The following is a 22,980-nucleotide window of genomic DNA, read 5'->3' on the forward strand; positions in this document are numbered from 1 at the left end:
TGTACTCGGCACCGCTTTCCTTGGAAAGCCTGGGGCCCTAGGTAGGCGTACTTTACTACGTGAACGCCAGTCCCTTTCTGCTGCTAATTGCTAGAGAAAGGGGCTTTTTGATTTGCGCCGAATGAACTTAACTGTGAAAGGGTGGATATTCGCCTCCATGCTATTTTCTAAATCGAAAAGATAGGGGAGAAGTTAGCTTGAAGAAATGGACAAAGTTGTGGGGTGCCTGGCTGGTTGTCTTAGCCTTGGTGGTGCTAGCGGGCTGTGGCTCAAATGAGGCACAAGGCAACAAGCAGGCTGCTAATCAAACGAAAAATACGGCACAGCAGGAGGCTGCAGCACCGGAGCAGCAGGCTGCGGCGAAGACGGCCTATCCGCTGACGCTGACGGATGGAACTGGACAGGAGATTACCTTTGAGGCCGCGCCTCAGCGTATTGTATCTCTGGCACCGTCCGAGACGGAGACGCTCTTTGCGCTTGGGCTGGACGAGCAGATTGTCGGCGTGACCGACCTGGATGACTATCCGGAGGCGGCTAAATCCAAGCCGAAGATGGGCGGGTTCCCAGTGAATACTGAGGCGGTTGTAGCCGCCAAGCCGGACGTGGTCTTCGTGGCGGGGATTTCGGATGAGAAAACCATTCAGAGCCTGCGGGATCTGGGACTGAAGGTGTTCCAGTTCAATCCGAAGACGCTGGATGCCGTAATTAAGGACATCGGGGTGTACGGGCAAATCACGGACCATCAGGCCGAGGCCAAGCAGGTTACGGATAATATGGAGCAGCAGCTGAAGCAGGTAACCGATGCAGTGAAATCCGTGACCCCGGATCAGAAGAAGAAGGTCTACATTGAATTCTCAGAAGGCTGGACGGTGGGCAAGGGTGAATTTATGGATGAAATGATCACCCTGGCTGGAGGCATTAATGTAGCTGGCGATACAACGAGCTGGAATGCGATCAACGAGGAGAAGATTATCAAGTCCAATCCGGATGTGATTCTGTATGCCAAGAGCGTTGTGAACGATAAGAACCAGACGCTGGATCAGATCATCAAGGGACGCGCTGGCTGGGATCAAATTACGGCGATCAAGGAGAACCGGATTGCCGGACTGGATGATAATATGCTAAGCCGGACAGGCCCTCGCTTGACGGAAGGATTGATCGAGATCGCCAAGGCGGTCTATCCTGAACTTATGCAATGAGAGTAAAGCTGGCGGCATATGGATGCATAGGCTTAGCTCTGCTTGTCCTTACGCTTCTCGTCTGTGTGGGCGTCGGCTCGGTCTCCCTGCCGCTGGGGGAAATAGCGCGAATTCTACTGCACAAAATCCCCGGGATAGGCTCGCTGATTACACCGGACTGGGATATAGCCTCCGAACGCATCATTGTGCAGGTTCGTCTGCCGCGCGTCCTGCTAGGCCTGCTGGCAGGCGCAGCATTGGCCGCAGCGGGTGCGGCCTTCCAGGGCGTGCTGCGCAATCCGTTAGCCGATCCGTTTACGCTGGGCGTCTCGTCAGGCTCCTCACTGGGAGCTGCCGTGTTAATCTTCTTCGGCTGGCAGTATTCTGTCGCCGGAATTTTTACCCTGCCGCTGGTGGCCTTTGTCACCGGTGCCGCCACGCTGGGTGTTGTGTTATGGCTGTCCAGGGAGAATGGCAGGATGCCGACCGAGAGCTTGATTCTGTCCGGTGTGGTGATGCAGTCATTCCTTGGGGCAGTGGTGGCCTTTCTGACCGCAATGTCGAAGCGTGCGGTCAATGAGATTCTGTATTGGACGATGGGCGGGTTGAACTTGCGGGGATGGTCTTATGTAGCGATCCTACTTCCCTATGCGGCTGCTGGAACGCTGCTGTTATGGACCCAGGCACGCAAGCTTAATCTGCTCGCTCTGGGCGAGCGCCAGGCTGCTCATTCGGGTCTTCACGTCGAACGGACCAAGTTGTTCGTGCTGGTGGTCGCGACGCTGATGACTGCAGCCGCCGTGTCGGTCTCAGGCGTGATCGGCTTTGTCGGCCTGGTTATTCCCCATATGATTCGCCTGTTGGTCGGCCCAGATTATCGCCTGATTATGCCTCTATCCGTGCTGGGCGGGGGAATTTTTATGATGTGGAGTGACCTCGCTGCTCGAACTGTATTATCACCTACAGAAATTCCGCTTGGCGTGGTAACAGCCTTCGTAGGCGCTCCGTTCTTCGCCTATCTGCTCAATCGCCGCCGGAAGCAGCGGGAGGGAGGAGCCGTATGATCGAGTTAGGATGTATTCAAAAATCGTTCGGTCCCCGTAAGGTACTTCGCGAGCTAAGCTGGAAGGTGGAGCCCGGGCAATTCTGGGGCATTCTCGGTCCCAATGGCAGTGGCAAGACCACGCTGCTGAATGTAATTTCTGGCGTAGAGCCGCCGGATTCCGGTGAGATCCACATCAAGGGAAGACCTTTGAAGTCCTATGATCGCAGGAGCCTATCCCGCCTTGTCGCCGTTCTTCAACAGGATGGACTGCCCACCATCGGCTATACGGTAAGAGAGGTCGTTGAGATGGGCAGGTTCCCGTATCTGAACTGGCTGGGCCGCGATCAGGCTCCGCATGCGGACAGACTGATTGAAGCTGTGATGGATAGGCTTGAGCTGCTGGAGCTTGCGGATCGCCCGCTGAATGAGCTCAGCGGGGGGCAGCGGCAGCGGACGGCGCTGGGGAAGGTCATGGCCCAGCAGCCGCAGCTGCTCCTGCTGGACGAGCCCACGACCTATCTGGATGTGCGTGCCCAGCTGCAATTTATGGAGCTGGTCTCCTCCTGGCAGCGTGAGGAAGGGTTGACCGTGATTGCAGTGATGCACGATTTGAATCTGGCGGCACTTTACTGCGACCATTTGCTAGTGCTGAAGGAAGGAGCTGTGGCAGCCTCAGGCGACCCTAAGAAGATCCTGGAGTCGCAGTTGATTTCTGATGTGTTCGGGGTCGACTCGTATCTAGTCCCTCATCCGGACAGCGGGGTTCCTCAGGTGATGTTGCGCAAGAAATTTTGAAGAGCAGCTGAATATACAGAATCAACCAGCGGCAGGGAAGAATGAGCTTCTCTGCCGCTTATTGGCATGCCCGAAGACGATCAGCCTCACTATTGCAGTCTGATCAGGAAAAATGCTGGCGTCAGAGAGGGGTGTAATGTTACACTATTACTTGCTTTGTCTAACGATCCGGACAAGGCCGCGGTTCGTAACCATCCCGCGTAATCAAAACTAGGAGGCCTTTTGAATATGTTTAATTTGTTATGGGGCGCACTGTTCGTGCTTGTAGGCTTTGCGTTCTTTCTGCTGTGCTACCGCTTGTTCGGCAAGAAGGGGCTGTATGCCTGGATTGGTGTGGCAACGGTTATTGCCAATATTCAGGTTGCCAAGACGATTGATCTCTTCGGCATTACGATGACGCTGGGAAATACGATGTATGTCAGCCTGTATATGACGAGCGATTTGCTGAACGAGAAGTTCGGTCGTGCAGAGGCTAGAAAAGCCGTGTGGTTCGGTTTTTTCACCTTGATCATGACCACGATTATTATGCAAATGGCACTGGTGTTCAAGCCTGGAACAGAGGACTTTGCGCAGGATTCGCTGCAAGTTATCTTTGGCCTAATGCCTCGTCTGGCGCTTGCCAGTCTGACGGCTTACTTCGTCAGCCAGCTGCTCGATGTGCGGCTGTATGCCTGGATTCGCCGGTTCTATCCCAAGCGCAGCCAGCTCTGGATTCGCAATAACGGCAGTACGATGATCAGCTCGTTTGTGGATACGCTAATTTTCTGCTCGATTGCCTTTCTGGGCGAAGGGTACAGCATGGGAACCTGGCTGGAGATTCTGTTCACGACCTATATCATTAAGTTCGTGCTGACCGCAGTCGGTACGCCCTTCATGTATATTGCCCGGAACTTCCACCATGAGGAAGATGGGGCAGAGCTTCCTGTACAGTCATAAGAGAAAAAGATCATCGGCCTGGGGCCGATGATCTTTTTTTTATCGACAGGAAGAGGTCAGCCAACTACAGTCAGCGTCTTAGGAAAGGTGGTCAGCACGGCGACTCCATTCTCCGTGACGAGTACATCGTCTTCAATGCGCACGCCGCCTTTTCCGGGAAGATAAATTCCGGGCTCGACAGTAAATATGTTGCCGGATTGAAGCTTGTCATGATTGCCGGCATGGATGGAAGGATACTCATGGACATCGATTCCCAGCCCATGCCCTAATCTGTGAATGAAGTAGGGGCCGTAACCGGCATCCTCAATGACTTGCCGGGCGGCCAGGTCGATTTCGCTGAAACTTGCCCCTGGTCTGGTGGCGCGAATGGCCTGCTCGTTAGCGGCAAGCACGGTATTATAGACCGTCTGCAGCTCGGCGGAGATGTCTCCCACGGCAAAGGTACGGGTGATATCGGAGGCATATCCCGCGGCGTATACGCCGATGTCGAACATCAGCAGATCGCCCGGCGCCACCTGCCGCGTTCCCGGTGTACCATGAGGGAGGGCGGTTTTGTCGCCGGTCAGCACCATGGAGTCGAAGGAAGGGCCGTCCGCACCCAGCTTGCGGATCTGATACTCCACCTCGGCCACCAGTTCATTTTCAGTGACTCCCACCTTGACCTTGGTTAAGCTCTGCTTCAGCACTTCTTCAATTAGGGACACCGCATGTTTAATCTTTCCGACTTCTTCGTCGGTCTTCCGAACCCGCATCGCTTGAAGCCAAGGGCCGATATCGACAGTTCCCTTGCCTCCAAGTGCCTCAGTGATGGCCTCGTAGCGTGCCAGCGAGATGTAATTCTTCTCTAATCCAAGTATGCCGGAGCTGCCCCTAAGTGCCTGTTTCAGCACCTGATAGGGATTGTCCGTATCGGTATGGGTGTAAATTTCTGTGACAGCGGAAGCTGAGCGTGCCGCTTCTTCATCCAGGGCTGGAACGATCATGAAGGGCTCTCTCCCCTGGATCAGGATAACACCGAGGAAGCGTTCATGAGGCTCGCTCAAGAACCCTGTTAAATAATAGACATGCTTAGGATCTGTAATCAGCAGCGTATGTACTCCATGCGTTTTCATATGCTGCTCTAGGACCGACCATTTCTCTTTCATACCGTACGATCTCCTCTCAATTCATTTCTATTTGGATATCTTATTGATTGCGGTATCCGGATCACCCTGATAAAGTCCGCCGTGATAGCATAGAACCTGCTCGGCCCCACGGCCTACAAGCTTGTTCAGCGACTTCAGCGAGAGCGGCATATCCGGGGTGAAAGGCTCGTTAGGACCGACAAGCTGGCCGCCTTCGACACGGAGGGCATCTGCAGCGATGATCAGCTTGGCTTCATGCGCATAGAAGCTGAGGTGACCCGGCGTATGACCCGGTGTATGGATGACCTCCAGCCCACCGCCAAGGGGCAGCAGCTCACCGTCCTTGAGCAGGCGCGACACTTGCAGCTGTTTAAGCTCCTCAAATAGCTTCAGGAAAGCTGCACGGCTCGCTTCAGGCATCTGCTGGAGCCGTTCCTGGCTCATCTTGAGCAAGGGCTGCTTGCCCTCGATGACCGGACTGTCACCTTCATGGGCCCAAATTTCCACTTTTCCATTCAAGGAAGCAACAACTTCTGGAAGGTTCCCGATATGATCAATATCCTGGTGGGTCAGAATGACCCGGCGGATTTGGGTCCAACAGGTTCCAGTCGCTGCGACCGCTTCCTGCAGCTCTGCGAAGCTGCCAACCATGCCGGTGTCAATCAGGGTTGCCCCATCCTGCTCACTCCACAGCAGAACGGGATAGATCGGGAACCCATTAAGATTCATATCTAAGGTGTACATGTTGGCTGTAATTTTCATGGGCTGCCGAAAGAACTACGTCTTCCGGCCTTCACCTCCTGTTATGTATTGTTTATAGGAACAGATCATCTTGTAAACAATCTTTAAGATGATTACATTATATCAGAATTTACATATTCGAGTGAATCAAGTGGATTATTGGCGCTGCATGTATGTATTGTAGCATTTTTGTGAGAAAAATTAGAAATGGGGCCCCACCTGTTTGAACAGGAGAAGATCGCGGTATTAAGGGGTAAGCGTAGGGAAAGCGAGGTGAGTATAGCTATGAATAGCCAAGAACAACAGCCGCCAGGCAAAGGGCCATCCGGGATGGACCATCCAGAGCAGGTGAAGACGAATAAGGAGAGCTTATTTGACCAATTTAAAAGCGAGCAGCACGTCGATCCGATTCCCATGGAGGATTTGAACGAGGAAATGAAGGAAGAGCAGGACAAAGAGGGAACGAAGCGTCATTCCTCCAGCCCGAAGAAATTCAATACCGGCTTTGAATGAGCAGTGGTGGGACCAAGCGTATCAGAAATACGGTTGGTCCTTATTCATTGGACAAAAGTGCTTTAGGTAAAAATGACTTTATTTCCGGCGCCCTGCGTGCTTTTATAATATAAAGAACTTATGTTAAGTCTTAGGAGGAGCAGGGAGTATGAACAAGCCGGTGATCGGGGTCGTTCCCTTATATGATAAGGAGAAAGAAAGCTACTGGATGGTTCAAGGCTATATGAAAGGGGTTGAGGATGCCGGGGGAATTCCGGTTATGCTGCCATTAACTACAAATCCCGAAGCTATTCGGACGATGGCGGATACGTTTGACGGCTTCTTATTTACAGGCGGCCAGGATGTAGATCCGGCTTGGTATGGAGAGAAGAAGGAGCCTTGCTGCGGTGAAGTATGTGAGGAACGGGATAAGATGGAGAAGATGCTGTTAGAGCGTGTGCTGGAGCAGGATAAACCTGCTTTTGGCATTTGCCGGGGCCTGCAGCTGTTCAACGTCTGTCTGGGCGGAACCTTGTATCAGGACCTCCCGTCACAGCGGGCATCAGGGCAATCCATCGTACATAAACAAGAGAAGCCTTATACCGTTCCTGCACATCAGGTGTATATTGAGGAAGGCAACTTTTTGTCTCAAATTCTGGGCACGGAGAGCATATCCGTTAACAGCTGTCATCATCAAGGAATCAGAAAATTAGCTGAGCCGCTGCTGGCTGCCGCCATTGCAGAGGATGGCTTAATTGAGGCCGTGTATATGCCTGATAAAAAGTTCATGTTGGCCGTACAATGGCACCCGGAGCTGATCTATACATCTGATCCGCTTCAGTTTAAGCTTTTTCAGGCATTTGTGAAGTCATGTGAATGCTAGGGCAGACCATACTGAAGATTAGAAAAGAGAACGGAAATATGTTTGTATAGTATAGGGATAAAAGGACTTATGCATTGGTGTTAATGTATAAGTTCTTTTTCATCAAAAAAGGTGGGAAATCGAACTCTATGCAATATATATTTTACATTTAGCAATCTATATGATACATTGATGAAGGGTTCAGGTTTGGAGGGAGTCATATGGCAGAGAAGAACATGAGGCTGAAGGTCGCCAGGCTTAAGAGGGATATGTCTCAGGAAGAGCTGGCGGAAGCGGTAGGCGTTACTCGGCAAACGATCGGGCTTATTGAGGCGGGGAAGTACAATCCCACGATACGGCTTTGTGTTTCCATATGCAGAACGCTTGGCGTGACCTTAAATGATTTATTTTGGGAGGAGACTTATGAAGAAGAAACGAATCGTGGATGAGAGAATTTCCGGACAATTACATATCTATGGCTATCAGGCCTTTAATTTACTGTTTGTTGGATTGATGATCAGCACCTTTGTAAAAGTGTTTGTTCTCAGGTTGGATCTTAAGGATTGGCTCGACAGCTTTCTTATCCTTATGGTCGCCTGTGGCTACTATGCCATCCGTTGTGTTGCGGGAGGTGTGTTCTCCATGCCGGACCGGGAAGATGAGCAGCGTAGTCTTAAGCGGAAGAATCTTATTGCGAACGGGATTGGGGCGATCGTGTTCGGAGCGCTAAGCTTCTCCTTCGATGCTTCCGGCAGCAGCCGTTCTGAGCTTATACGTAACCTGGCAGGCAGCCTGGTAGCGGCGATTATTTTTTTTGCGGGGATGACATGGTTCAGTCTTCTGTATCGAAAAATATCTCATCGGATCAATGAGGAGAAGCTGAAATAGCAGCTCTGCGATTAAGTTCGTGCTAGTTTTCCATACATTATAAAATAAGGCCCTTGCGCAGCAAACTGAAATTGCTGTACAAGGGCTTTTAAGCAAGTGTTCTAAGCTATTCAGCTGTCCTGTCTAAGCTCCGGAATGACATGAGGCGGAGTCTGGCCCTGCAGAGCGGCGACCAAGTTTTCTGCGGCAACCATCGCCATTTCATCACGGGTCTGCTTGGTAGCCGATCCGATATGAGGCAGGGTCACTACATTCGGGAGGGAGAGCAGCGGATTACTCGGCTGCACAGGTTCCCGTTCGAAAACATCGAGGCCTGCCGCGAAGATGGTTCTCTCCTGCAGGGCACGAGTCAATGCTTCTTCATCCACAGTCTGACCGCGGGATGCGTTGACGAAGACGGCTGTGGATTTCATGAGAGCAAACTCAGCTTGCCCGATCATATGCCGGGTCTCGGGCGTTAGCGGTGTCATCAGCACGATGAAGTCTGAGTGCCGGAGCAGGTCCTTCAGCTCCCTGTATTCGGCTTCCAGCTTGCGCTCGGCCTCCGGCTTGCGGTGCCGGTTGTAATACATGATCTCCATACCGAAGCCGAACCGGGCTCTCTTGGCTACGGCTTCGCCAATGCGGCCCATGCCAATGATACCGAGCTTCTTGTGATGGACATCTACACCGAACAGGCGGTCACCTTCGCCCTTCTTCCATTGCCCTTGCTTCACGTAGCTGTCAAGCTCCGTCACCCTGCGGGCAGCAGCAAGCATTAAGGCAAAGATCAGATCAGCGACTGTGTCGTCAAGAACCCCCGGCGTATTCGTTCCAATGATGTTCCGAGCCTTCATAGCGTCCAGATCGAAGTTATTGTAGCCAACGCTCATCGTACTGACTGCTCTTAGCCTTGGCGCATGATTCAGCAGATCGGCGCTCACTCTGCCGCCGGCCGTTAGCAGCCCCTCGGCATCAGCAAGCTCCTTCACCAGCTCTTCATGGGAAATAGGATCATGATGAGCCCATTTGCTGTAGCGGCAATGCTGGGCGATATACGATTCTACTTCGGGCGGGACGGGTCTAGCTATGAATACTTTTGGTTTCATTTTTACGTCCTCCTTGTCATTTCCGCGTTATCTACGATCCATCTATATAGATTGAACTAAAGTTTTACATTGAATTTTCTGTTATCACGGCCTAATACTGTCCTATAACATTCATTTCTTTAGTTCATTCTATATACCTAATCTTATTTTACACAGAAATAACTAGAGAGAAAAATGGATTACCGATTATCGACCTTTTCAGGATATAGGTCATGCTGGAACAGACGCTGCTCGGCCATGGCTTCATATTTGGTGCCCGGCTTTCCATAGTTGCAGTACGGATCAATAGATATGCCGCCGCGCGGGGTGAATTTGCCCCATACTTCAATGTACCTGGGCTGCATGAGCCCGATCAGGTCATTCATGATGATGTTGACACAATCCTCGTGGAAATCGCCGTGATTACGGAAGCTGAACAGATACAGCTTCAGCGATTTGCTCTCAACCATCTTGATGTCGGGAATATAGCTAATATAAATGGTAGCAAAGTCCGGCTGGCCGGTGATCGGGCACAGGCTGGTGAATTCCGGACAGTTGAATTTCACAAAATAGTCGCGGTATGGATGCTTATTATCGAAGCTTTCCAATACCTCCGGGGCATAGTTGGAAGGATACTGGGTTCCTTGGTTGCCGAGCAGGGTTAAATCCTGCATTTCATTAGTTTGTCTGCCGCTCATCTTATGTCCTCCTAAACGGTTAAGTTGTTAATGTCATACGCCGCGCTTGTTTCCCCATACGAGGGTATGCAGCTGGGGCAGTACGCGCACCCGGTTCAGCTCCGGCGCTGCCACCACTTGTTCAATGAGTGCTTCATAGCTCGATAAGAGCTCGGAAGCATGCTGACCCTTATCCATCCGCTGTACGTCGGGATTCCCCACCTGAAGATAAAGAGGGGCACTTGGATACAGGCCATGCACCTTCTTGGCGTAATTCAAGTCCTCTTCATTGAAGATAACAATTTTCAGGCTATAGGCATATGGGGCGGGTCTTGCTGACAGTTTATCGATAATCTCGCTCAGCTTCTCCCAGTTCGTCTCCATTCCGGAGCTGGGCGGCTTGGGCGAGAGGGTCACTTCATGAACATCTGTCAGCCAATCCTGCCAGCGCGAACCTTGGGTTTCTACCGCAGCAGCGATTCCTTTCTCCTTCAGCAGCTGAACCAGCTCACCAAGCTGCGGGAGGAGGGCTGGGTTCCCGCCGGACAGAGTCACATGGGAGAAGCGGTCTCCTCCGAGACGCTGGAGCTCTTCCCAGATCGCCTCAGGCGTCAGCAGCTGAATCTGGTCCTTCGCACTGCCGTCCCAGGTGAATGCTGAGTCACACCACGAGCAGCGGTAATCACAGCCAGCAGTGCGGACGAACATCGTCTTCTGACCGATGACCATGCCCTCGCCCTGCACGGTAGGGCCGAAGATTTCTAATACCGGGATGAGCTTGGCCCTGGCTGAATCTATTGTAGTCTGCGGGTTCATTCCTGCATCCACTCCCGTCTTACCTCGGCGTAGCTTGTAGGGGTCTCGTACAGCCTTACGAATTCTACACGAGCTTCCTGTAGGCTACCAGCTATATTGTGCTCTTGCAGCACTTCTTCCATCTGTTCATGCATCCAGACAACCATATTCTCGGCGGTTGTATTCATAGGCGGCAGCGTCTCGTTCAGGTAGCGATGGTCCAGAAACGGTTCGATTCGCTGCTTCCAGATAGATTTGATCATGCCAAAGTCAACGGTAAGTCCCACTTCGTCCGGGCGGGCGCTGATGCCAAAAACAGCCTTATAGGTATGGCCATGCAGATTTTTGCATTTGCCTTCATAGGCATGCAGATGATGAGCCGCGTCGAAGGTGAACTCCTTGCTCACAAGGACGCGGCGGTTATGATAGCGCAGCTGGCTAGGCTGAATATCTTCGCCTAGACGCTGTAAATGTTCAACAATATGGAATTCTCCCGGAGCTCGGCTCATAAGGGGCTTCCTCCAGTGCGGCGGGCCAAATACTTCTCCAGTCCGGCTTGCCGGAGCTTGCAGGCAGGGCACTGGCCGCAGCCGCTGCCAATCACGCCATTGTAGCAGGTTAAAGTCCGCTCGCGCACAAAGTCAAAGGAGCCTAGCTGGTCGGCCATCTCCCAGGTTTGGGATTTATCCAGCCACATGAGCGGCGTGTGAATCACGAAGTCATAGTCCATCGCCAGATTCAGCGTGACGTTCAGGGATTTAACGAAGCTGTCCCGGCAGTCAGGATAACCGCTGAAGTCTGTCTCGCACACGCCGGTTACCAGATGTCTGGCTCCGACCTGTTTGGCCATGACGGCGGCGAAGCTTAAGAATAGATGGTTGCGCCCATCGACAAAGGTGCTCGGAAGCTCGCCTTCCTCCTGGGTGATGCTGATATCACTGCGGGTTAGCGCGTTTTGGGTCAGCTGTCCCAGCAGGCTCATGTCCAGGAGCGTGTTCTTCACCCCGAGCTCTTCAGCAATACTCTTGGCACATTCGATCTCCAGCTGATGGCGCTGGCCGTACATAAAGGTGACCGTCTCTATTTCGCGAAAATTCTCTTTCGCCCATAAGAGACAGGTGGTGCTGTCTTGGCCGCCGCTGAATACGACAACCGCCTTTTCGTTTTTGAGCATAAAAAAATCTCTCCTTCTTGGATATGTCCGCAAAGCTTGGGGAGCATTACGGCAGGCTCGAAGTGAGAGATTCATGAACTGCTGTTCCGCGCAAAAAAACAAGCCCCTGAATATGCAGCCTTCAGGGCTTCTTAGTTTTTTATAGAGGGAGTTCTCGAACCTCTCCCATGCCGGGTTTAGCGGCATGGATTTATTGCTTCGGTTGTTGTGCTTGTAAGCACGGGCCTTATTATAGCATAATTCAAGGTTTATGCTAGAGCACCTTTTTATGTAAGGTTTGCCTTTCGCTTATAGGATGGTCTATGCTTTTAGCATGTAGAGGGAGCCGAATTTTGAGCTCCTACCTGGCTATAAAGGAGGCGTAAATGCTCAATGAAGACGGTAATGTTTGAGAAGGAAGGAACATGGTGCCTAGGGATCAAGAGGGATAAGGGGATTCTGGATGTCTCCTCATTCTATTCGCTGGAAGAGTTATTGTCTTCAGGGCAGAAGGGAAGGGAGCTGCTTGAGACCTTTGCGCAGCAGGAAGAGCAATCTAATGAGGCAGTATTCCTGGATGAGCAGCTGCTGAAGCTGGGCCCCTGCGTGCCAGCGCCTTCCAAGATTATTTGTGTAGGCCTGAATTATCGCAAGCATGCGGAGGAATCCGGAATGCAGCTGCCGAAGGAGCCGATTCTATTTAGTAAGTATACGAACGCCTTAAGCGGGCACCGGCAGGAAATAGAGCTTCCCGCCATCTCTAACGAGGTGGATTATGAGGCAGAGCTTGGCGTGGTCATCGGGCGCAGGGTCAGAAAGGTAGGTAAGGAAGAAGCGCTGGATGCAGTATATGGCTACTGCTGTGCTAATGACTTGTCTGCCCGGGATTTACAGTTCCGCAGTTCTCAGTGGCTGCTTGGCAAGAGCAGTGACGGGTTTGCACCTATCGGACCATATCTTGTCACGGCAGATGAGATTAAGGACCCTCAATCGTTACGGATTCGGGCCTATGTGAATGGCGAGCTCCGGCAGGATTCCAATACCCGGGATATGATCTTTGATTGCGCTGAGATTATCAGCTATATATCCAGTGTCATGACCTTGGAGCCGGGTGATTTGATTCTCACCGGAACCCCAGAAGGCGTCATTATGGGGCAGCCGGAAGCGCAGCGGTCCTGGCTGAAGCCAGGGGATGAAGTCACGGTTGAGATCGAGGGCTTGGGCCGCTTGACCAACACATTCCGGAAGGAACAAGGATAAGAGCTTACACTGGGGAAAAGAACAAAGAATACCTGCTGGATCTGCAGGTATTCTTTTTGCACTGTCTTTTTCGAAATTAATTCACTTCTGCTACGGCTATATAAATAGAGACTTGGCCTTCCTCTGGGGCCGCGGAGTCAGCTGAATAGATTTCAAAGTCACCACTGAAAGTACGGGCATATAGGCCGTCCCCCTGCCACTGCCAGATGCGCTGCCATGTTTCTGCAGAAATTTGTCCCATCGGACCTTTGCGGCTCGTGAATACAGCATATTTGGCAGCTGGCACATGAGCGTGCTGCAGCCCGGACGGGATTGAATTCTCGCCAGCAACAGGCAAACCGATGAGCAGAGTGTATTCACCTGCCGCTCCATGGGTATAGTCTGAATAAAGTGCGTAAATAGAAGTTTCTTCAGGGACTGCAGCCTGTGTACGGGCAAGCTGTCCAGGGATATTCTCTGAGAAGAACCGTTCCCACAGCTGCGGAATGACGGCCCGCTCTGTGAATTCTTGCGCATTTGTGGTCCGGGTTGATATTCCGGCAAGCTGAAAGGCAGGGCGCTCTTCGAAGGAGTCAGGACCTTGCAATCCGGGTTCCGTACCCGACCAGCGCTTAAGTCCAGGGAGGGATCGGGTCAGTAAAGCCTCGGCTTCCCCTGCGTCCATACCATTTTGAACCATGAAAGGAACACTGGAGCGGATCATGTCTTCCATGGTGCAATCCGGATGCTTGAATGCTCCGTTATCGTAGCAATATACGCAGTACTCTGTAGAGAGGCTACCGTCTTTCTCTGTACCCAGCACCTCGGGGGTTAAGGGCATACTGCAGCTTTGGCAGAAAGGGGTATTCATCGTCATTTGATATCACTCCTGTTCAAGTTATAGTCTTACTATAAAAAAACGAACCTGACAGGTGTCTGTCAGGTTTGAAGGCTGGATACATATTTATTTGCCATGCTTGTGGCCATGTCTTGAATCCGGCAGCGAATATGGGCCGGCTCTAATACCTCCATTTGATCGCCGAAGCTGAGAAGGAAGCTGTACAGCCAGCTGTCCTCCGGATAGCTGCTTCTTACCGTGAAGTACTCCTCTTGCGGTTCCTCATACAATGCTTCGACTCCGAAGAATTCCTCGGCCAAATACCGGGCCTCCCGATTGAAGCGCAGGACCAGATTCACCGTATCTGCCGCAGAACGCCAATCTTCTGTCAATGACAGGTCACTGAGATTCACCGCCTGTCGCACAAAGCTGGTCTTGTCCTCCTGGAGCTCCTTGATGCGCTTTAGCTTGAATAGACGGAAATTACAGCGCTCCTGGCAGTACCCGTAAAGGTACCAATTCTGTCCCTTCATGACCAGCGCATAGGGCTCGACTCTGCGCCGGGTGCTGGATCCTTCAGCATCCACATAGGTGAAGGAGACCACTTGGCACGACGCAACGGCTTTCTTAAGGAGAGCAAATTTATGTTTCAGGATGCCATCGGCACCCCAAGGAACAAAATCAATGAGCAGCTGGTTGCTCTTCAGCAGAAATTCTTCGCTCTCTTCTGGCAGGAGTGAGGTTAATTTGCCGAGCAGCTTCTGAATGTACGGGTCATCCGCATATGGCGTAGATACACTGCGAAGAGCCGCGACAATGGCAGCTACATCCTCCTCGGTCAGAAGATGGCGTTCCAGCCTGAACCCTTCTGCAAGCCCAATACCACCGCCTGATCCTTGGAATGTGATCACAGGAATGCCGGCTGTATTAATCGAATCAATATCCCGATAAATCGTCCGGACAGATACTTCGAAGCGGTCCGCCAGCTCCTGCGCTTGGACCATTCGGCGGTTGATCAGAAGAATGACGATGGCAAGCAGCCGATCTATTTTCATTTGGTACAAGCCCCGTTTCTGTAAATTGGTTACATCCATTATAGCGCCGGGCCTGGCCGCTAACCAGATAATATTGTTCTAGCGCCGAGCATAGGCTTATACAAGCCTGTCGTTTACTCACAGCGGCCAAGGGGTATTAACAAGGAAGTATGGACAAACTTAACACATCAGAAAGGGGGCTTTATATATGCCAAGGAAAGGAAAGGGCTGCCTGCTGCCGATCATTATCGGGGTAATCCTGATCATCCTTGTCGTTTCCGTGTTTGCCGGAAAATATAATACGTTCGTGAATGCTGAAGAGAATGTGAATCAGAAATGGGGCCGCATCGAGGTCGATTTGCAGCGCCGGTATGATTTGATACCTAACCTGGTGAATACGGTGAAGGGCATTGCGAAGCAGGAGAAGGATGTCATTGGCGAGGTGACTAAGGCGCGTGCGGCACTTGGCGGAGCGCGGACACCGGATGAGAAGGCGGATGCCAACGATCAATTATCCGGGGCACTCAGCCGTCTGCTTGTGGTGGTTGAGAATTATCCGACCTTAAAATCGGATGTGCACTTTACACAGCTGATGGATGAGCTGGCCGGGACGGAGAATCGAATCGCAGTGGCCCGTGGAGACTACAACGATGCGGTAACAACCTATAATAAACAAATCCGCAATTTCCCGGGCAATCTCATCGCTGGAATTATGGGCTTCCACAAGAAGGAACTCTTCGAGACGACAGCGGAATCGCGAACCAATCCGCAGGTCGATTTCGGTACGGACAATACGGAAGGAACAACACCATGAATTGGAGGGACCGGCAGATGAACAGGCGTATTGTTCGCTGCTTCGGCCCATTGCTGCTTGTACTCCTGCTGGTGTTCCCAGCAATATCTGCGCCTGTTTCTGCGGAAGTATCCATCCCTAGACCGCAAGGAGATATCTATGTTCAGGACTTTGAGCACTTGCTGACGGATGCGCAGAAGAATGAGCTTAACAGCCTGGGCCGGGCATTAGAGGATGCTACAAAAGCGCAGGTTGCCGTATTAACTGTAGATTCATTTGGAGGAGCAACCATTGAGAGCTATGCTAATCAGGCGCTTCGGGAATACGCGCTGGGAGACAAGGAACTTAACAATGGGGTGCTATTTGTATTATCGGTCAAGGAAGGGCAGGCCCGGATTGAGGTCGGCTATGGCTTGGAAGGTGCGATTCCCGATGGGAAGGCGGGCCGAATCATAGACACGACAGCGATTCCTTATCTGAAAGAACTAAAGTACGACCAAGCCGTCATTCAAACCTACAGGGCGTTATATAACGAGACGGCGAAAGAATATGGGGTAGAGGGTAAGTTGTCTCCCGTGCCGGTGGAACAGCCGGGGAGTGAGGGCTTTTCCGGTGATGGTGGCGGCGGCATCTCCTGGGTTTGGGTTATCGTTGTGGTTTTGCTGCTCGCAGCTGACTTCATTCTGTTTCGGGGCAGAATGACTACGTTCCTCCTTCAGATGCTGCTGATCTTCGGCGGCCGCGGAGGGCCAGGTGGGGGCGGCTCTGGCGGTGGAGGCTTCCGGGGCGGGGGTGGAGGCTCCGGCGGCGGAGGCGGTGCAAGCCGGAGATTTTGATATCATTTTAAAAGGGCTATCTTCAAGTCATCTATGATGATTTGAAGATAGCCCCTTTTTTCGAATGATGGCTCTATTTTTTATACGGCTCAATATGAATATGAACATAAGAGATGTCATATAGATCAAGAATTCTTCGTTCAATGACCTCCGTGATCTGATGTCCCTCCGCCACATTCAAGCTGCCATCCACTCCGATGGTGGCATCCACCAGTGTATTATTGCCGAGCACGCGCGCCTTAAGATCAAGGAGTTCTCTAACCCCAGCTGTCTCCTGAATGGTGACCTTGATCTCTTCCAGGAGCTGATCGTCAAAGCCGTCTGTGAGCGCATGGGTGGAATCGCGGAAGATCGTCCATGCGGTCTTGCAGATAATAAGTCCTACAAGGACCGCGGTCAGCGGGTCCAGCCATGGAAGCCCGAGCTGTGAGCCCAGAATACCTACAAAAGCGCCGATGCTGACAAAAGCGTCTGAACGGTTGTCCTGAGCCGCAGCACGCAAAGCGCCGCTGTTAATCCGGTTGGCCAGTCTGATATTGTACAGGTAGACGCCGTACATCACTCCTGCGCACAGCAGTGCTGACCAGGCAGCAATCATATCCGGGGATTCGGCGGCACTGCTTCTGAATTGGCTAACCGCCTGGTACAGCACTTGAAGACCTACGGCAAACATAATAAAGGAGGCAACCAGGGCCGCTACGGTCTCTGCCCGGTAATGCCCGTATCTATGATCCTTGTCCGGCGGCTTGCGGGAGATGCGAAGTCCTGCCAGAACGGCCAACGATGCGACGATGTCGGTTGCATTGTTCAGCCCATCGGCGGATAAAGCTTCTGAACCCGTACTGTACCCGACGATCAGCTTGAACGCTGAAAGGATAAGGTAGGCGATAATACTAATAAGTGCCCCTTTTTCACCCTGCTTGATGCTATCGTAGTTATTCTGCAATATTTCAAAACCTCCGCCCATTTATCGACTAACAGAAACTATCATACTTGACGAAATCCGTGTGGGTCTAGAGAAACAGTGTTGAGACGCTCTTGAAAAATAGGTGCAGGCTTACAAAGTTGGCCTGGCCCAAAAAATAAAAAGCGCCTTCATGATGAAGGCCGCTTTTTGGCGTCTTGTATAATTCAAAGTCTAAAGCTTGTCTTCTTGAGCTCTTCCGTACTGAATAGCACCTCATAGTCTTGAATGGCTGCGCTGTGCGTAAATTGGGTGACCGTGGTCATGACCTCTGCTTTACTCTTGCCGTGAATCATAGCGTATAAATTATACGGCCAATCCGGTGCAGGGTACCGCTCATAGCAGTGGCTTACGGATTTCAGCTGGGACAATCGCTCTCCCATAGCTTGAATATGATCCGCTTTAACCCGGGCAACGAATAGCCCGTTCGCCGTATAACCGGATTTACGGTGGTGCAGTACGGCTCCAATTCGCTTGATGATACCTTGATCGGTAAGCCTTTTTAGCCTATCTAGCAAATCCTCCGGGGTACAGCCGAGTTCATTCGCCAGCTCTCCCATAGGATCGGTAGAGAGAGGAAGGTCTCCCTGCACTCGCTGAAGAATACTCAGGTCAAGCGTATCCAAATTGACTGCCATGGGCCTCACCATCCATATCAAAGAATACTCGCAGCTTGAAGGTCTGCTGTGATGGAAATTCATAGACGCGCGCACATCCGGATACGCGCCGAATCTCGTCCAGAATGAGCTGCCTTTCGTCATCTGAACGGGTGGATAAGGTGAACCACATATTTAGACGGTGATCACGCCGGTAATTATGTGTGACACCTTGATATTGATTTACCGTTTCTGCGGTTTGGTAGAATCGATCTTCAGAAACTTCAAGCGCATATAGCTTGCTCTTATATCCGAGCTTTACGGGATTCAGCACTGCGCCAATCCGCCGGATATATTTCTGCTCTCTCAAATCCTTTAGCCGCTGGACAGTTTCTTCGGGCGCAAGACCCAGCTGCTGCGCCAGAGCGTGATAAGGCTTCGGGTCTAGGGGAATTCCCTGTTGAATCAGGTTGAGAAGCTGCTGATCTATGGTATCCATTCTTTATAACCCTCCTGTTCGTTTGTAGCACCAAGGTTCTTCGGCCATCATATTTCCGCCGCTGTAATAGTAAGCACGGGCACGGCAGCCCCCGCAGATGCCCTGATCTGGGCATAAGCCGCAGGCTCCTTCATACTTGTCCGCAGTGCGGAGCGTCTGGAAGATGCTGCTGTTGTTCCAGACTTCATCAAAGGGGGTCTCGCGTACATGCCCGGCTTTGACGGGGAGATAAGGACAGACATGAACCTCGCCGTCAGGAAGGACGCTGCAGTAGCTTACCCCCGCAAGACAGCCGCGGGTGTACCGCATCGGGATGCCCAGCTCCTTGGCCATCGGCATAAATTGGGGAGCACAGGTAGGCTTGATCTCAATCGGTGTGCCCGGCTGCTTCTTCAAGGTCGCCTTGAGCACATCGAAATACTGATCGCGCTTCAGCGCGTCCTCCTCGATGTTGATGCCCCTGCCGGTTGGCACGAGGAAGAAGGGGTGCAGAGCGTGCACGCCGAGCTCCACGACCTTGTCCGTGAGTGCCTCGAAGTCGTCGGCATTATGTTCGGTCATGGTCATGTTGACCTGTACCCTCAGCCCGGCGTCAAGCGCGTGCTCGATGCCCCGGATCGCCCGCTGCCAGCTTCCGTAAGAATTGCGGAAGCGGTTATGGTGGTCCGGGGAAGAGCTGTCGAGGCTGATGGCAACGCCGCTTAGACCGGCCGACTTCAGCTCCTGGGCAGCGCTTCGCGTCATTAAGGTTCCATTCGTACCGAGTCCGGTGCGAAGATTGGCGGCGTGGGCCTCGGCGATTAATTCGGGCAGATCCTTGCGAAGCATAGGTTCGCCGCCGCTGAGGACCAGCAGCTTGAAGTTGGCCCGGGCAATCTGCCGGATGAGCTGCTTGCCTTCGGTCGTATTGAGCTCGGCATGGGTCGCCGCATCCGGACCGGAGTCTCTGTAGCAGTGGTCGCAGAATAGATTGCAGCGCTTAGTGATATTCCAGGAGATCAGCATCTGCCTGCACCTCCGTGCTCGGGCGCGGTGCCTTGATCTCCTCATCTGTCAGATAGCAGGAGGGATCGGACGCCCAGAAGCTTCCGGTTGCCAAGGCTCTGGCCCGGAAATTACCGTTGCAGAGTGCAAGCCAGTGGCATTCACGGCATCTGCCTGCAAGCAACGGCTTCCGATCCCGAAGGCCTGACAAGATGGGGTGGCTGAGATCAGACCAAATTTCGCTAAAGCTTCGCTCACGGATGCTCCCGAGCCGAATGTCCCTTGTGAACTGGTCGGGATAGACTTCGCCGTGCCAATCAATACAGCCGATGGCGACCCCAGACCGATTCCCGCCATTCGCCTGAAGGAGCGAGAAGATCCGCTTGGCCTGAAGCGGATCTCGCTCCTTCATCCATTGGTAGAGGTACACGCCATCCGCATGGTTATCCACGGTGAGGATTTCCGCCGGACGTCCCTTTTGATAGAGCTCAAGGGTTTTTTGAACGATCATATCCATAGCTTCCCTTGCTTCCTGACGGGTGATGTCTTCATTCTGCAGATGCTGACCTCTTCCCGAATAGACGAGATGGTAGAAGCAAGCCCTGGGAATTTGCTCTTCCTCGATCAGATTCAGCACCTGCTCAAGATCCGCCAAGGTATGTCGGCTGATCGTGAAGCGGAGTCCTACCTTCTGGCCTTGCGCTAAGCAGTTGCGAATGCCTTGGATGGCCCGTTCGTAGGCCCCAGATTGGCCGCGGAATCTATCGTTATTGCTTCCCATCCCATCAATGCTGATGCCAACATATCCGACTCCAGCCTGCTTGATTCGCTCGGCCATCCTGGAGGTAATCAAGGTGCCGTTGGTCGAGATGACCGTACGGATGCCGCGCAGCTTGGCGTAGCGAAGAAGTGGGAGCAAATCCCGGCGCATTAGCGGTTCTCCCCCTGAAAAGAGGAGGACAGGAACTTTGAAGCGGCTTAGATCATCGATCATCGCCATAGCTTCCCGGGTCGACAGCTCAGCTGAGGCCGGCGAGGAGCAAGCATCCGCATAGCAGTGCAGGCAGTTTAGGTTACAGGCGCGGGTGGAATTCCATACAACTACGGGACCGCGGCCCTCCGATACGCCTTGAGCCGGCTGTGTGCCGGTATGCGGTGTATAACGAAGCGCATCGCCCTCCCCCTGAAGGCCTGTCAGAAGCTTGGTAACGTTAATCAAGGGATTCCCTTCTTTCACGTGAGTATACAGAGCAAATTCTTCCAATATTGCTTCAGTATTCCCCACTGAGGGAAGGAAACATGAGGGGCAGGTTGTGAACAATTATTGAACTTCGAGAGGAGGAAACCGAAGAAACCCCATGATACGGGCAGATAGTAAGCCGAAATCATGGGGCTTTTGGCGAAGATGTTCCATCAGTTCTGGACGATCTGTAGGGGGAGCCGCGGTACGATGATTCAGAGGACGGTACTCATATAGGGCTTTATAGAGACTTGCTAAGCTCCTGTAGTGGCTGCAGCTCTCCAGCAAGGCTCTCGCTCAGAGTGTCTTGCTGGAGGAAGAGCGGCGGTTGAAGTGATGTCTGAGCCCTTCACCAAAGACGTTGAACGTCAGGATGGCATATAGCATGGCGAAGGCTGGGATCAGCACATTCTGGAACTTGCTGACAAAAATATCATAGGTATGCGAAGCCAGCATCCCGCCCCAATCATTGCTTATATTGACCATGCCTATTTCATTAGAGAAGCGCTGGGTAAGGAAGAAGCCAAGTACGCCGAGCTGCCCTAGCAGCAGCAGACATTTTCCAAGATCCAGACAGAAATTCACAATGAGATCCGGCATAATAGCAGGCAAATAATATTTGAGAGACAGCCGTCTTGGACTAAGGCCAAGGGCATTCCCAGCTTCTACGAACGGTTCCTGGGATACGCTGAACGTCTGCTGCTGTACGAGATAACCGACACGACCTGCTTCAATGATCCCCAGGAACACAACGATCCAGAAGAGGCGGAGGGGCTGATGGACAAGCAGCGGCAGGCTGATGAAGAGAGCCGCAGCCAGGATAGGAGGTATGTAAGAAAAGACCATATTCATAACGCCGAGTATATGATGGGCAAGACCTCGCTTCTTGCGTGCGAACAAACCTAGCGGGACTCCGACAAAATAGCGGATGAGTGCAATAGACACTGTTAGCATCAGGGTAAGCTTGGCACCGACGATCAGCCGGCTGAGATTATCAACACCTTTTTTGTCAGAGCCGAGCGGGTTGTCAGCTGAATATTTATACGGGGGAAGGATAAGTTTGTTATTAGGGCCCCAGTGGTAAGGGACAGGCTTTAACTCCCGATCAATGATTGACATATAGGGACCAACGAAGGTTACGAGGAGCAGGAAGAGAAGCATGACGCTTCCAACCCAGAGCATGATATTCTTTTTCACAGGTCAGTCTCCTTTCTGTACAGATCTTGGATCAAAATATCTTCTAGCTGCGTAGGAGATCAACTGGAAAGCGAAAATCATGAGCATGAAGAAGAAGGCGATGCCAATAATCACGCCGGGTTCAAACCCGTCTCCGCTCATCCCCATAGATGGGACGAAATCAATGCCAATCATCATTCGCCGGGCAGCGCCGAGCACATTTCGGAAATATTCAATCAGGACAAGGCTTGAGATAATATAGACACCAAGAGGTGTAATATGAGTTAGGATTCTTCCGATGCAGTTCGCCATGATGTGCTTGAAGAAGATTCGCAAGGAAGTGAGGCCTTTGGCTTTGGCTGTCTTGATGTACAACTGTCCTTCCTGGGTAGCAATGGCTGCGTAAGTGATCCGTGCCACATATACAATCGGGTAGATCGAAGTCAGGATGACAGGCACATAATATCCGGGCCAGCCTCCATCGCCCATGAAGCGAATCTTGTTGCCATGGTGGATGATGTACCAGAGGGCAAGCAGCAGCATGAGGAAATCAGGCACCGATTGAAACAGCCAGGTCGTTCCGCTGCCGAGGAAGCTCAGCCTTAGCTTGGATAGTCCATAGTCCAGCATGCCTTTGAGCATGCCGACAAAAAAGCCGACTACAAGTGCTGAAGGAATGATTAAGGCGCTCTTGGCTACAGCCCTCAGCACGGCTATATTCGCCGAATCGTTGTATTGGGTCTGACCCAGACTTTGATGCAGGATGAGATTGCTGAAGAAGGTACGGATATTATTCGCGTATTCTCTCCAGGAGAACGCCGTAGATCTAGGAAATAAGACAAGCAAGATGACGACTAAGAATGCGATAAGACCAATAATTAGAGACTTCAACCACTGTGAACGTAATCCCATAAATCCCCCTCAACTGACTAAATTCCACATTGTTCCAAATGATATTGCATAAAATGATAAAAGGTTGTTTCAAAAACCACAAATAAAATAAATTGATAAGGGTATAAGGAATATCA

At 51.9% G+C, this 22,980-nt stretch carries 27 protein-coding genes and 1 riboswitch; of the genes, 11 read left to right on the top strand and 16 right to left on the bottom strand.

Features of this window, described 5'->3' with window-relative positions; all coding sequences use genetic code 11:
- Positions 1-197: 197 nt before the first annotated feature.
- From DCC85_RS06200 to DCC85_RS06215, 4 genes are all read left to right on the top strand, one after another.
- On the top strand, positions 198-1,199 hold the full coding sequence (locus DCC85_RS06200) for an ABC transporter substrate-binding protein (protein WP_108464796.1): 1,002 nt from the start codon (positions 198-200) through the stop codon (positions 1,197-1,199).
- On the top strand, positions 1,196-2,242 hold the full coding sequence (locus DCC85_RS06205) for a FecCD family ABC transporter permease (protein WP_108464797.1): 1,047 nt from the start codon (positions 1,196-1,198) through the stop codon (positions 2,240-2,242). The genes DCC85_RS06200 and DCC85_RS06205 overlap by 4 nt, the downstream gene beginning before the upstream one ends.
- Positions 2,239-3,018 (top strand): ABC transporter ATP-binding protein, encoded by a 780-nt coding sequence (locus DCC85_RS06210; protein WP_108464798.1) that lies wholly within the window; start codon positions 2,239-2,241, stop codon positions 3,016-3,018. The genes DCC85_RS06205 and DCC85_RS06210 overlap by 4 nt, the downstream gene beginning before the upstream one ends.
- Before the next feature lie 228 nt (positions 3,019-3,246).
- Positions 3,247-3,954 carry a queuosine precursor transporter gene (locus tag DCC85_RS06215; protein ID WP_108464799.1) on the top strand — a complete coding sequence of 236 codons (708 nt, stop codon included), beginning with the start codon at positions 3,247-3,249 and terminating at the stop codon, positions 3,952-3,954.
- Between the two features lie 56 nt (positions 3,955-4,010).
- Here DCC85_RS06215 and DCC85_RS06220 read toward each other — a convergent pair whose 3' ends face one another.
- Both DCC85_RS06220 and DCC85_RS06225 read right to left on the bottom strand, forming a co-directional pair.
- Positions 4,011-5,099, bottom strand: a complete 1,089-nt coding sequence (locus DCC85_RS06220) for a M24 family metallopeptidase (RefSeq protein ID WP_108464800.1) — start codon at positions 5,097-5,099, stop codon at positions 4,011-4,013.
- 27 nt (positions 5,100-5,126) lie between these two features.
- Positions 5,127-5,840, bottom strand: a complete 714-nt coding sequence (locus DCC85_RS06225) for an MBL fold metallo-hydrolase (protein WP_108464801.1) — start codon at positions 5,838-5,840, stop codon at positions 5,127-5,129.
- Between the two features lie 264 nt (positions 5,841-6,104).
- On the opposite strand from DCC85_RS06225, the gene DCC85_RS06230 reads away from it, so the two are divergent.
- The 4 genes from DCC85_RS06230 to DCC85_RS06245 all read left to right on the top strand — a co-directional run bounded on the left by DCC85_RS06230 (position 6,105) and on the right by DCC85_RS06245 (position 8,061).
- The gene (locus DCC85_RS06230; protein ID WP_108464802.1) at positions 6,105-6,332 is read left to right on the top strand and encodes a hypothetical protein; all 228 of its coding nucleotides are present in this window, start codon (positions 6,105-6,107) and stop codon (positions 6,330-6,332) included.
- Between the two features lie 148 nt (positions 6,333-6,480).
- Positions 6,481-7,194: a gamma-glutamyl-gamma-aminobutyrate hydrolase family protein gene (locus tag DCC85_RS06235; RefSeq protein WP_108464803.1), complete on the top strand. Its 714-nt coding sequence runs from the start codon at positions 6,481-6,483 to the stop codon at positions 7,192-7,194.
- 200 nt (positions 7,195-7,394) lie between these two features.
- Complete coding sequence (locus DCC85_RS06240; RefSeq protein WP_108464804.1) at positions 7,395-7,622, top strand: helix-turn-helix transcriptional regulator; 228 nt, start codon at positions 7,395-7,397, stop codon at positions 7,620-7,622.
- Positions 7,597-8,061, top strand: coding sequence for a DUF6773 family protein (locus DCC85_RS06245; protein ID WP_108464805.1), 465 nt, complete (start codon positions 7,597-7,599; stop codon positions 8,059-8,061). The genes DCC85_RS06240 and DCC85_RS06245 overlap by 26 nt, the downstream gene beginning before the upstream one ends.
- A gap of 110 nt (positions 8,062-8,171) precedes the next feature.
- Here the strand turns inward: DCC85_RS06245 and DCC85_RS06250 are convergent, their stop codons facing one another.
- From DCC85_RS06250 to queC, 5 genes are all read right to left on the bottom strand, one after another.
- Positions 8,172-9,149, bottom strand: coding sequence for a 2-hydroxyacid dehydrogenase (locus DCC85_RS06250; RefSeq protein WP_108464806.1), 978 nt, complete (start codon positions 9,147-9,149; stop codon positions 8,172-8,174).
- A gap of 179 nt (positions 9,150-9,328) precedes the next feature.
- On the bottom strand, positions 9,329-9,826 hold the full coding sequence (gene queF, locus DCC85_RS06255) for a preQ(1) synthase (protein WP_108464807.1): 498 nt from the start codon (positions 9,824-9,826) through the stop codon (positions 9,329-9,331).
- A gap of 33 nt (positions 9,827-9,859) precedes the next feature.
- Positions 9,860-10,621, bottom strand: a complete 762-nt coding sequence (gene queE / locus DCC85_RS06260; protein WP_108464808.1) for a 7-carboxy-7-deazaguanine synthase QueE — start codon at positions 10,619-10,621, stop codon at positions 9,860-9,862.
- Complete coding sequence (gene queD, locus DCC85_RS06265) at positions 10,618-11,109, bottom strand: 6-carboxytetrahydropterin synthase QueD (protein WP_108464809.1); 492 nt, start codon at positions 11,107-11,109, stop codon at positions 10,618-10,620. Before queD ends, queE begins: the two co-directional genes overlap by 4 nt.
- A complete protein-coding gene (gene queC, locus DCC85_RS06270) occupies positions 11,106-11,774 on the bottom strand; it encodes a 7-cyano-7-deazaguanine synthase QueC (protein ID WP_108464810.1) in 669 nt (222 codons plus the stop codon). Before queC ends, queD begins: the two co-directional genes overlap by 4 nt.
- A gap of 125 nt (positions 11,775-11,899) precedes the next feature.
- A riboswitch (PreQ1 riboswitch) is annotated at positions 11,900-11,943 on the bottom strand.
- 203 nt (positions 11,944-12,146) lie between these two features.
- Here queC and DCC85_RS06275 point away from each other — a divergent pair.
- A complete protein-coding gene (locus DCC85_RS06275; RefSeq protein ID WP_108464811.1) occupies positions 12,147-13,013 on the top strand; it encodes a fumarylacetoacetate hydrolase family protein in 867 nt (288 codons plus the stop codon).
- Positions 13,014-13,089: 76 nt separating this feature from the next.
- On the opposite strand, the gene DCC85_RS06280 is transcribed toward DCC85_RS06275, so the two are convergent.
- Positions 13,090-13,869 carry a zinc ribbon domain-containing protein gene (locus tag DCC85_RS06280; protein ID WP_234414362.1) on the bottom strand — a complete coding sequence of 260 codons (780 nt, stop codon included), beginning with the start codon at positions 13,867-13,869 and terminating at the stop codon, positions 13,090-13,092.
- A gap of 62 nt (positions 13,870-13,931) precedes the next feature.
- Complete coding sequence (locus DCC85_RS06285; protein ID WP_108464812.1) at positions 13,932-14,885, bottom strand: helix-turn-helix transcriptional regulator; 954 nt, start codon at positions 14,883-14,885, stop codon at positions 13,932-13,934.
- A 187-nt stretch (positions 14,886-15,072) separates the two neighbouring features.
- Between DCC85_RS06285 and DCC85_RS06290 the strand changes: the two genes are divergently transcribed.
- Together DCC85_RS06290 and DCC85_RS06295 are read left to right on the top strand one after the other, a co-directional pair.
- Positions 15,073-15,678: a LemA family protein gene (locus tag DCC85_RS06290; protein WP_108464813.1), complete on the top strand. Its 606-nt coding sequence runs from the start codon at positions 15,073-15,075 to the stop codon at positions 15,676-15,678.
- A 17-nt stretch (positions 15,679-15,695) separates the two neighbouring features.
- Entirely contained in the window at positions 15,696-16,493 is a 798-nt protein-coding gene (locus tag DCC85_RS06295; protein WP_108464814.1) for a TPM domain-containing protein, read from the top strand.
- A gap of 73 nt (positions 16,494-16,566) precedes the next feature.
- Here the strand turns inward: DCC85_RS06295 and DCC85_RS06300 are convergent, their stop codons facing one another.
- From DCC85_RS06300 to DCC85_RS06330, 7 genes are all read right to left on the bottom strand, one after another.
- Positions 16,567-17,460, bottom strand: a complete 894-nt coding sequence (locus tag DCC85_RS06300) for a cation diffusion facilitator family transporter (protein ID WP_108464815.1) — start codon at positions 17,458-17,460, stop codon at positions 16,567-16,569.
- Between the two features lie 164 nt (positions 17,461-17,624).
- Positions 17,625-18,095, bottom strand: a complete 471-nt coding sequence (gene ahbB / locus DCC85_RS06305; protein ID WP_108464816.1) for a siroheme decarboxylase subunit beta — start codon at positions 18,093-18,095, stop codon at positions 17,625-17,627.
- Positions 18,070-18,552, bottom strand: a complete 483-nt coding sequence (ahbA, locus tag DCC85_RS06310; RefSeq protein WP_108464817.1) for a siroheme decarboxylase subunit alpha — start codon at positions 18,550-18,552, stop codon at positions 18,070-18,072. Before ahbA ends, ahbB begins: the two co-directional genes overlap by 26 nt.
- 3 nt (positions 18,553-18,555) lie before the next feature.
- Positions 18,556-19,557 carry a radical SAM/SPASM domain-containing protein gene (locus DCC85_RS06315; protein ID WP_108464818.1) on the bottom strand — a complete coding sequence of 334 codons (1,002 nt, stop codon included), beginning with the start codon at positions 19,555-19,557 and terminating at the stop codon, positions 18,556-18,558.
- Positions 19,532-20,773, bottom strand: a complete 1,242-nt coding sequence (locus tag DCC85_RS06320) for a radical SAM/SPASM domain-containing protein (protein WP_234414363.1) — start codon at positions 20,771-20,773, stop codon at positions 19,532-19,534. Before DCC85_RS06320 ends, DCC85_RS06315 begins: the two co-directional genes overlap by 26 nt.
- 300 nt (positions 20,774-21,073) lie before the next feature.
- Positions 21,074-21,973, bottom strand: a complete 900-nt coding sequence (locus DCC85_RS06325; RefSeq protein ID WP_234414364.1) for an ABC transporter permease subunit — start codon at positions 21,971-21,973, stop codon at positions 21,074-21,076.
- Between the two features lie 3 nt (positions 21,974-21,976).
- A complete protein-coding gene (locus DCC85_RS06330) occupies positions 21,977-22,864 on the bottom strand; it encodes an ABC transporter permease subunit (protein ID WP_108464819.1) in 888 nt (295 codons plus the stop codon).
- Between the last annotated feature and the right edge of the window lie 116 nt (positions 22,865-22,980).

This window comes from Paenibacillus sp. CAA11 (assembly GCF_003060825.1).
Classification (GTDB): Bacteria; Bacillota; Bacilli; order Paenibacillales; family Paenibacillaceae; genus Fontibacillus.

What these genes read in the sequence shown, in the direction of transcription:
- DCC85_RS06205 (WP_108464797.1), top strand. Translation starts at nt 1,196, where the DNA reads ATGAGAGTAAAGCTGGCGGCATATGGATGCATAGGCTTAGCTCTGCTT.
- DCC85_RS06210 (WP_108464798.1), top strand. Translation starts at nt 2,239, where the DNA reads ATGATCGAGTTAGGATGTATTCAAAAATCGTTCGGTCCCCGTAAGGTA.
- DCC85_RS06215 (WP_108464799.1), top strand. Translation starts at nt 3,247, where the DNA reads ATGTTTAATTTGTTATGGGGCGCACTGTTCGTGCTTGTAGGCTTTGCG.
- DCC85_RS06220 (WP_108464800.1), bottom strand. Translation starts at nt 5,099, where the DNA reads ATGAAAGAGAAATGGTCGGTCCTAGAGCAGCATATGAAAACGCATGGA.
- DCC85_RS06225 (WP_108464801.1), bottom strand. Translation starts at nt 5,840, where the DNA reads ATGAAAATTACAGCCAACATGTACACCTTAGATATGAATCTTAATGGG.
- DCC85_RS06230 (WP_108464802.1), top strand. Translation starts at nt 6,105, where the DNA reads ATGAATAGCCAAGAACAACAGCCGCCAGGCAAAGGGCCATCCGGGATG.
- DCC85_RS06235 (WP_108464803.1), top strand. Translation starts at nt 6,481, where the DNA reads ATGAACAAGCCGGTGATCGGGGTCGTTCCCTTATATGATAAGGAGAAA.
- DCC85_RS06240 (WP_108464804.1), top strand. Translation starts at nt 7,395, where the DNA reads ATGGCAGAGAAGAACATGAGGCTGAAGGTCGCCAGGCTTAAGAGGGAT.
- DCC85_RS06245 (WP_108464805.1), top strand. Translation starts at nt 7,597, where the DNA reads ATGAAGAAGAAACGAATCGTGGATGAGAGAATTTCCGGACAATTACAT.
- DCC85_RS06250 (WP_108464806.1), bottom strand. Translation starts at nt 9,149, where the DNA reads ATGAAACCAAAAGTATTCATAGCTAGACCCGTCCCGCCCGAAGTAGAA.
- queF (WP_108464807.1), bottom strand. Translation starts at nt 9,826, where the DNA reads ATGAGCGGCAGACAAACTAATGAAATGCAGGATTTAACCCTGCTCGGC.
- queE (WP_108464808.1), bottom strand. Translation starts at nt 10,621, where the DNA reads ATGAACCCGCAGACTACAATAGATTCAGCCAGGGCCAAGCTCATCCCG.
- queD (WP_108464809.1), bottom strand. Translation starts at nt 11,109, where the DNA reads ATGAGCCGAGCTCCGGGAGAATTCCATATTGTTGAACATTTACAGCGT.
- queC (WP_108464810.1), bottom strand. Translation starts at nt 11,774, where the DNA reads ATGCTCAAAAACGAAAAGGCGGTTGTCGTATTCAGCGGCGGCCAAGAC.
- DCC85_RS06275 (WP_108464811.1), top strand. Translation starts at nt 12,147, where the DNA reads ATGAAGACGGTAATGTTTGAGAAGGAAGGAACATGGTGCCTAGGGATC.
- DCC85_RS06280 (WP_234414362.1), bottom strand. Translation starts at nt 13,869, where the DNA reads ATGACGATGAATACCCCTTTCTGCCAAAGCTGCAGTATGCCCTTAACC.
- DCC85_RS06285 (WP_108464812.1), bottom strand. Translation starts at nt 14,885, where the DNA reads ATGAAAATAGATCGGCTGCTTGCCATCGTCATTCTTCTGATCAACCGC.
- DCC85_RS06290 (WP_108464813.1), top strand. Translation starts at nt 15,073, where the DNA reads ATGCCAAGGAAAGGAAAGGGCTGCCTGCTGCCGATCATTATCGGGGTA.
- DCC85_RS06295 (WP_108464814.1), top strand. Translation starts at nt 15,696, where the DNA reads ATGAACAGGCGTATTGTTCGCTGCTTCGGCCCATTGCTGCTTGTACTC.
- DCC85_RS06300 (WP_108464815.1), bottom strand. Translation starts at nt 17,460, where the DNA reads ATGGGCGGAGGTTTTGAAATATTGCAGAATAACTACGATAGCATCAAG.
- ahbB (WP_108464816.1), bottom strand. Translation starts at nt 18,095, where the DNA reads ATGGCAGTCAATTTGGATACGCTTGACCTGAGTATTCTTCAGCGAGTG.
- ahbA (WP_108464817.1), bottom strand. Translation starts at nt 18,552, where the DNA reads ATGGATACCATAGATCAGCAGCTTCTCAACCTGATTCAACAGGGAATT.
- DCC85_RS06315 (WP_108464818.1), bottom strand. Translation starts at nt 19,557, where the DNA reads ATGCTGATCTCCTGGAATATCACTAAGCGCTGCAATCTATTCTGCGAC.
- DCC85_RS06330 (WP_108464819.1), bottom strand. Translation starts at nt 22,864, where the DNA reads ATGGGATTACGTTCACAGTGGTTGAAGTCTCTAATTATTGGTCTTATC.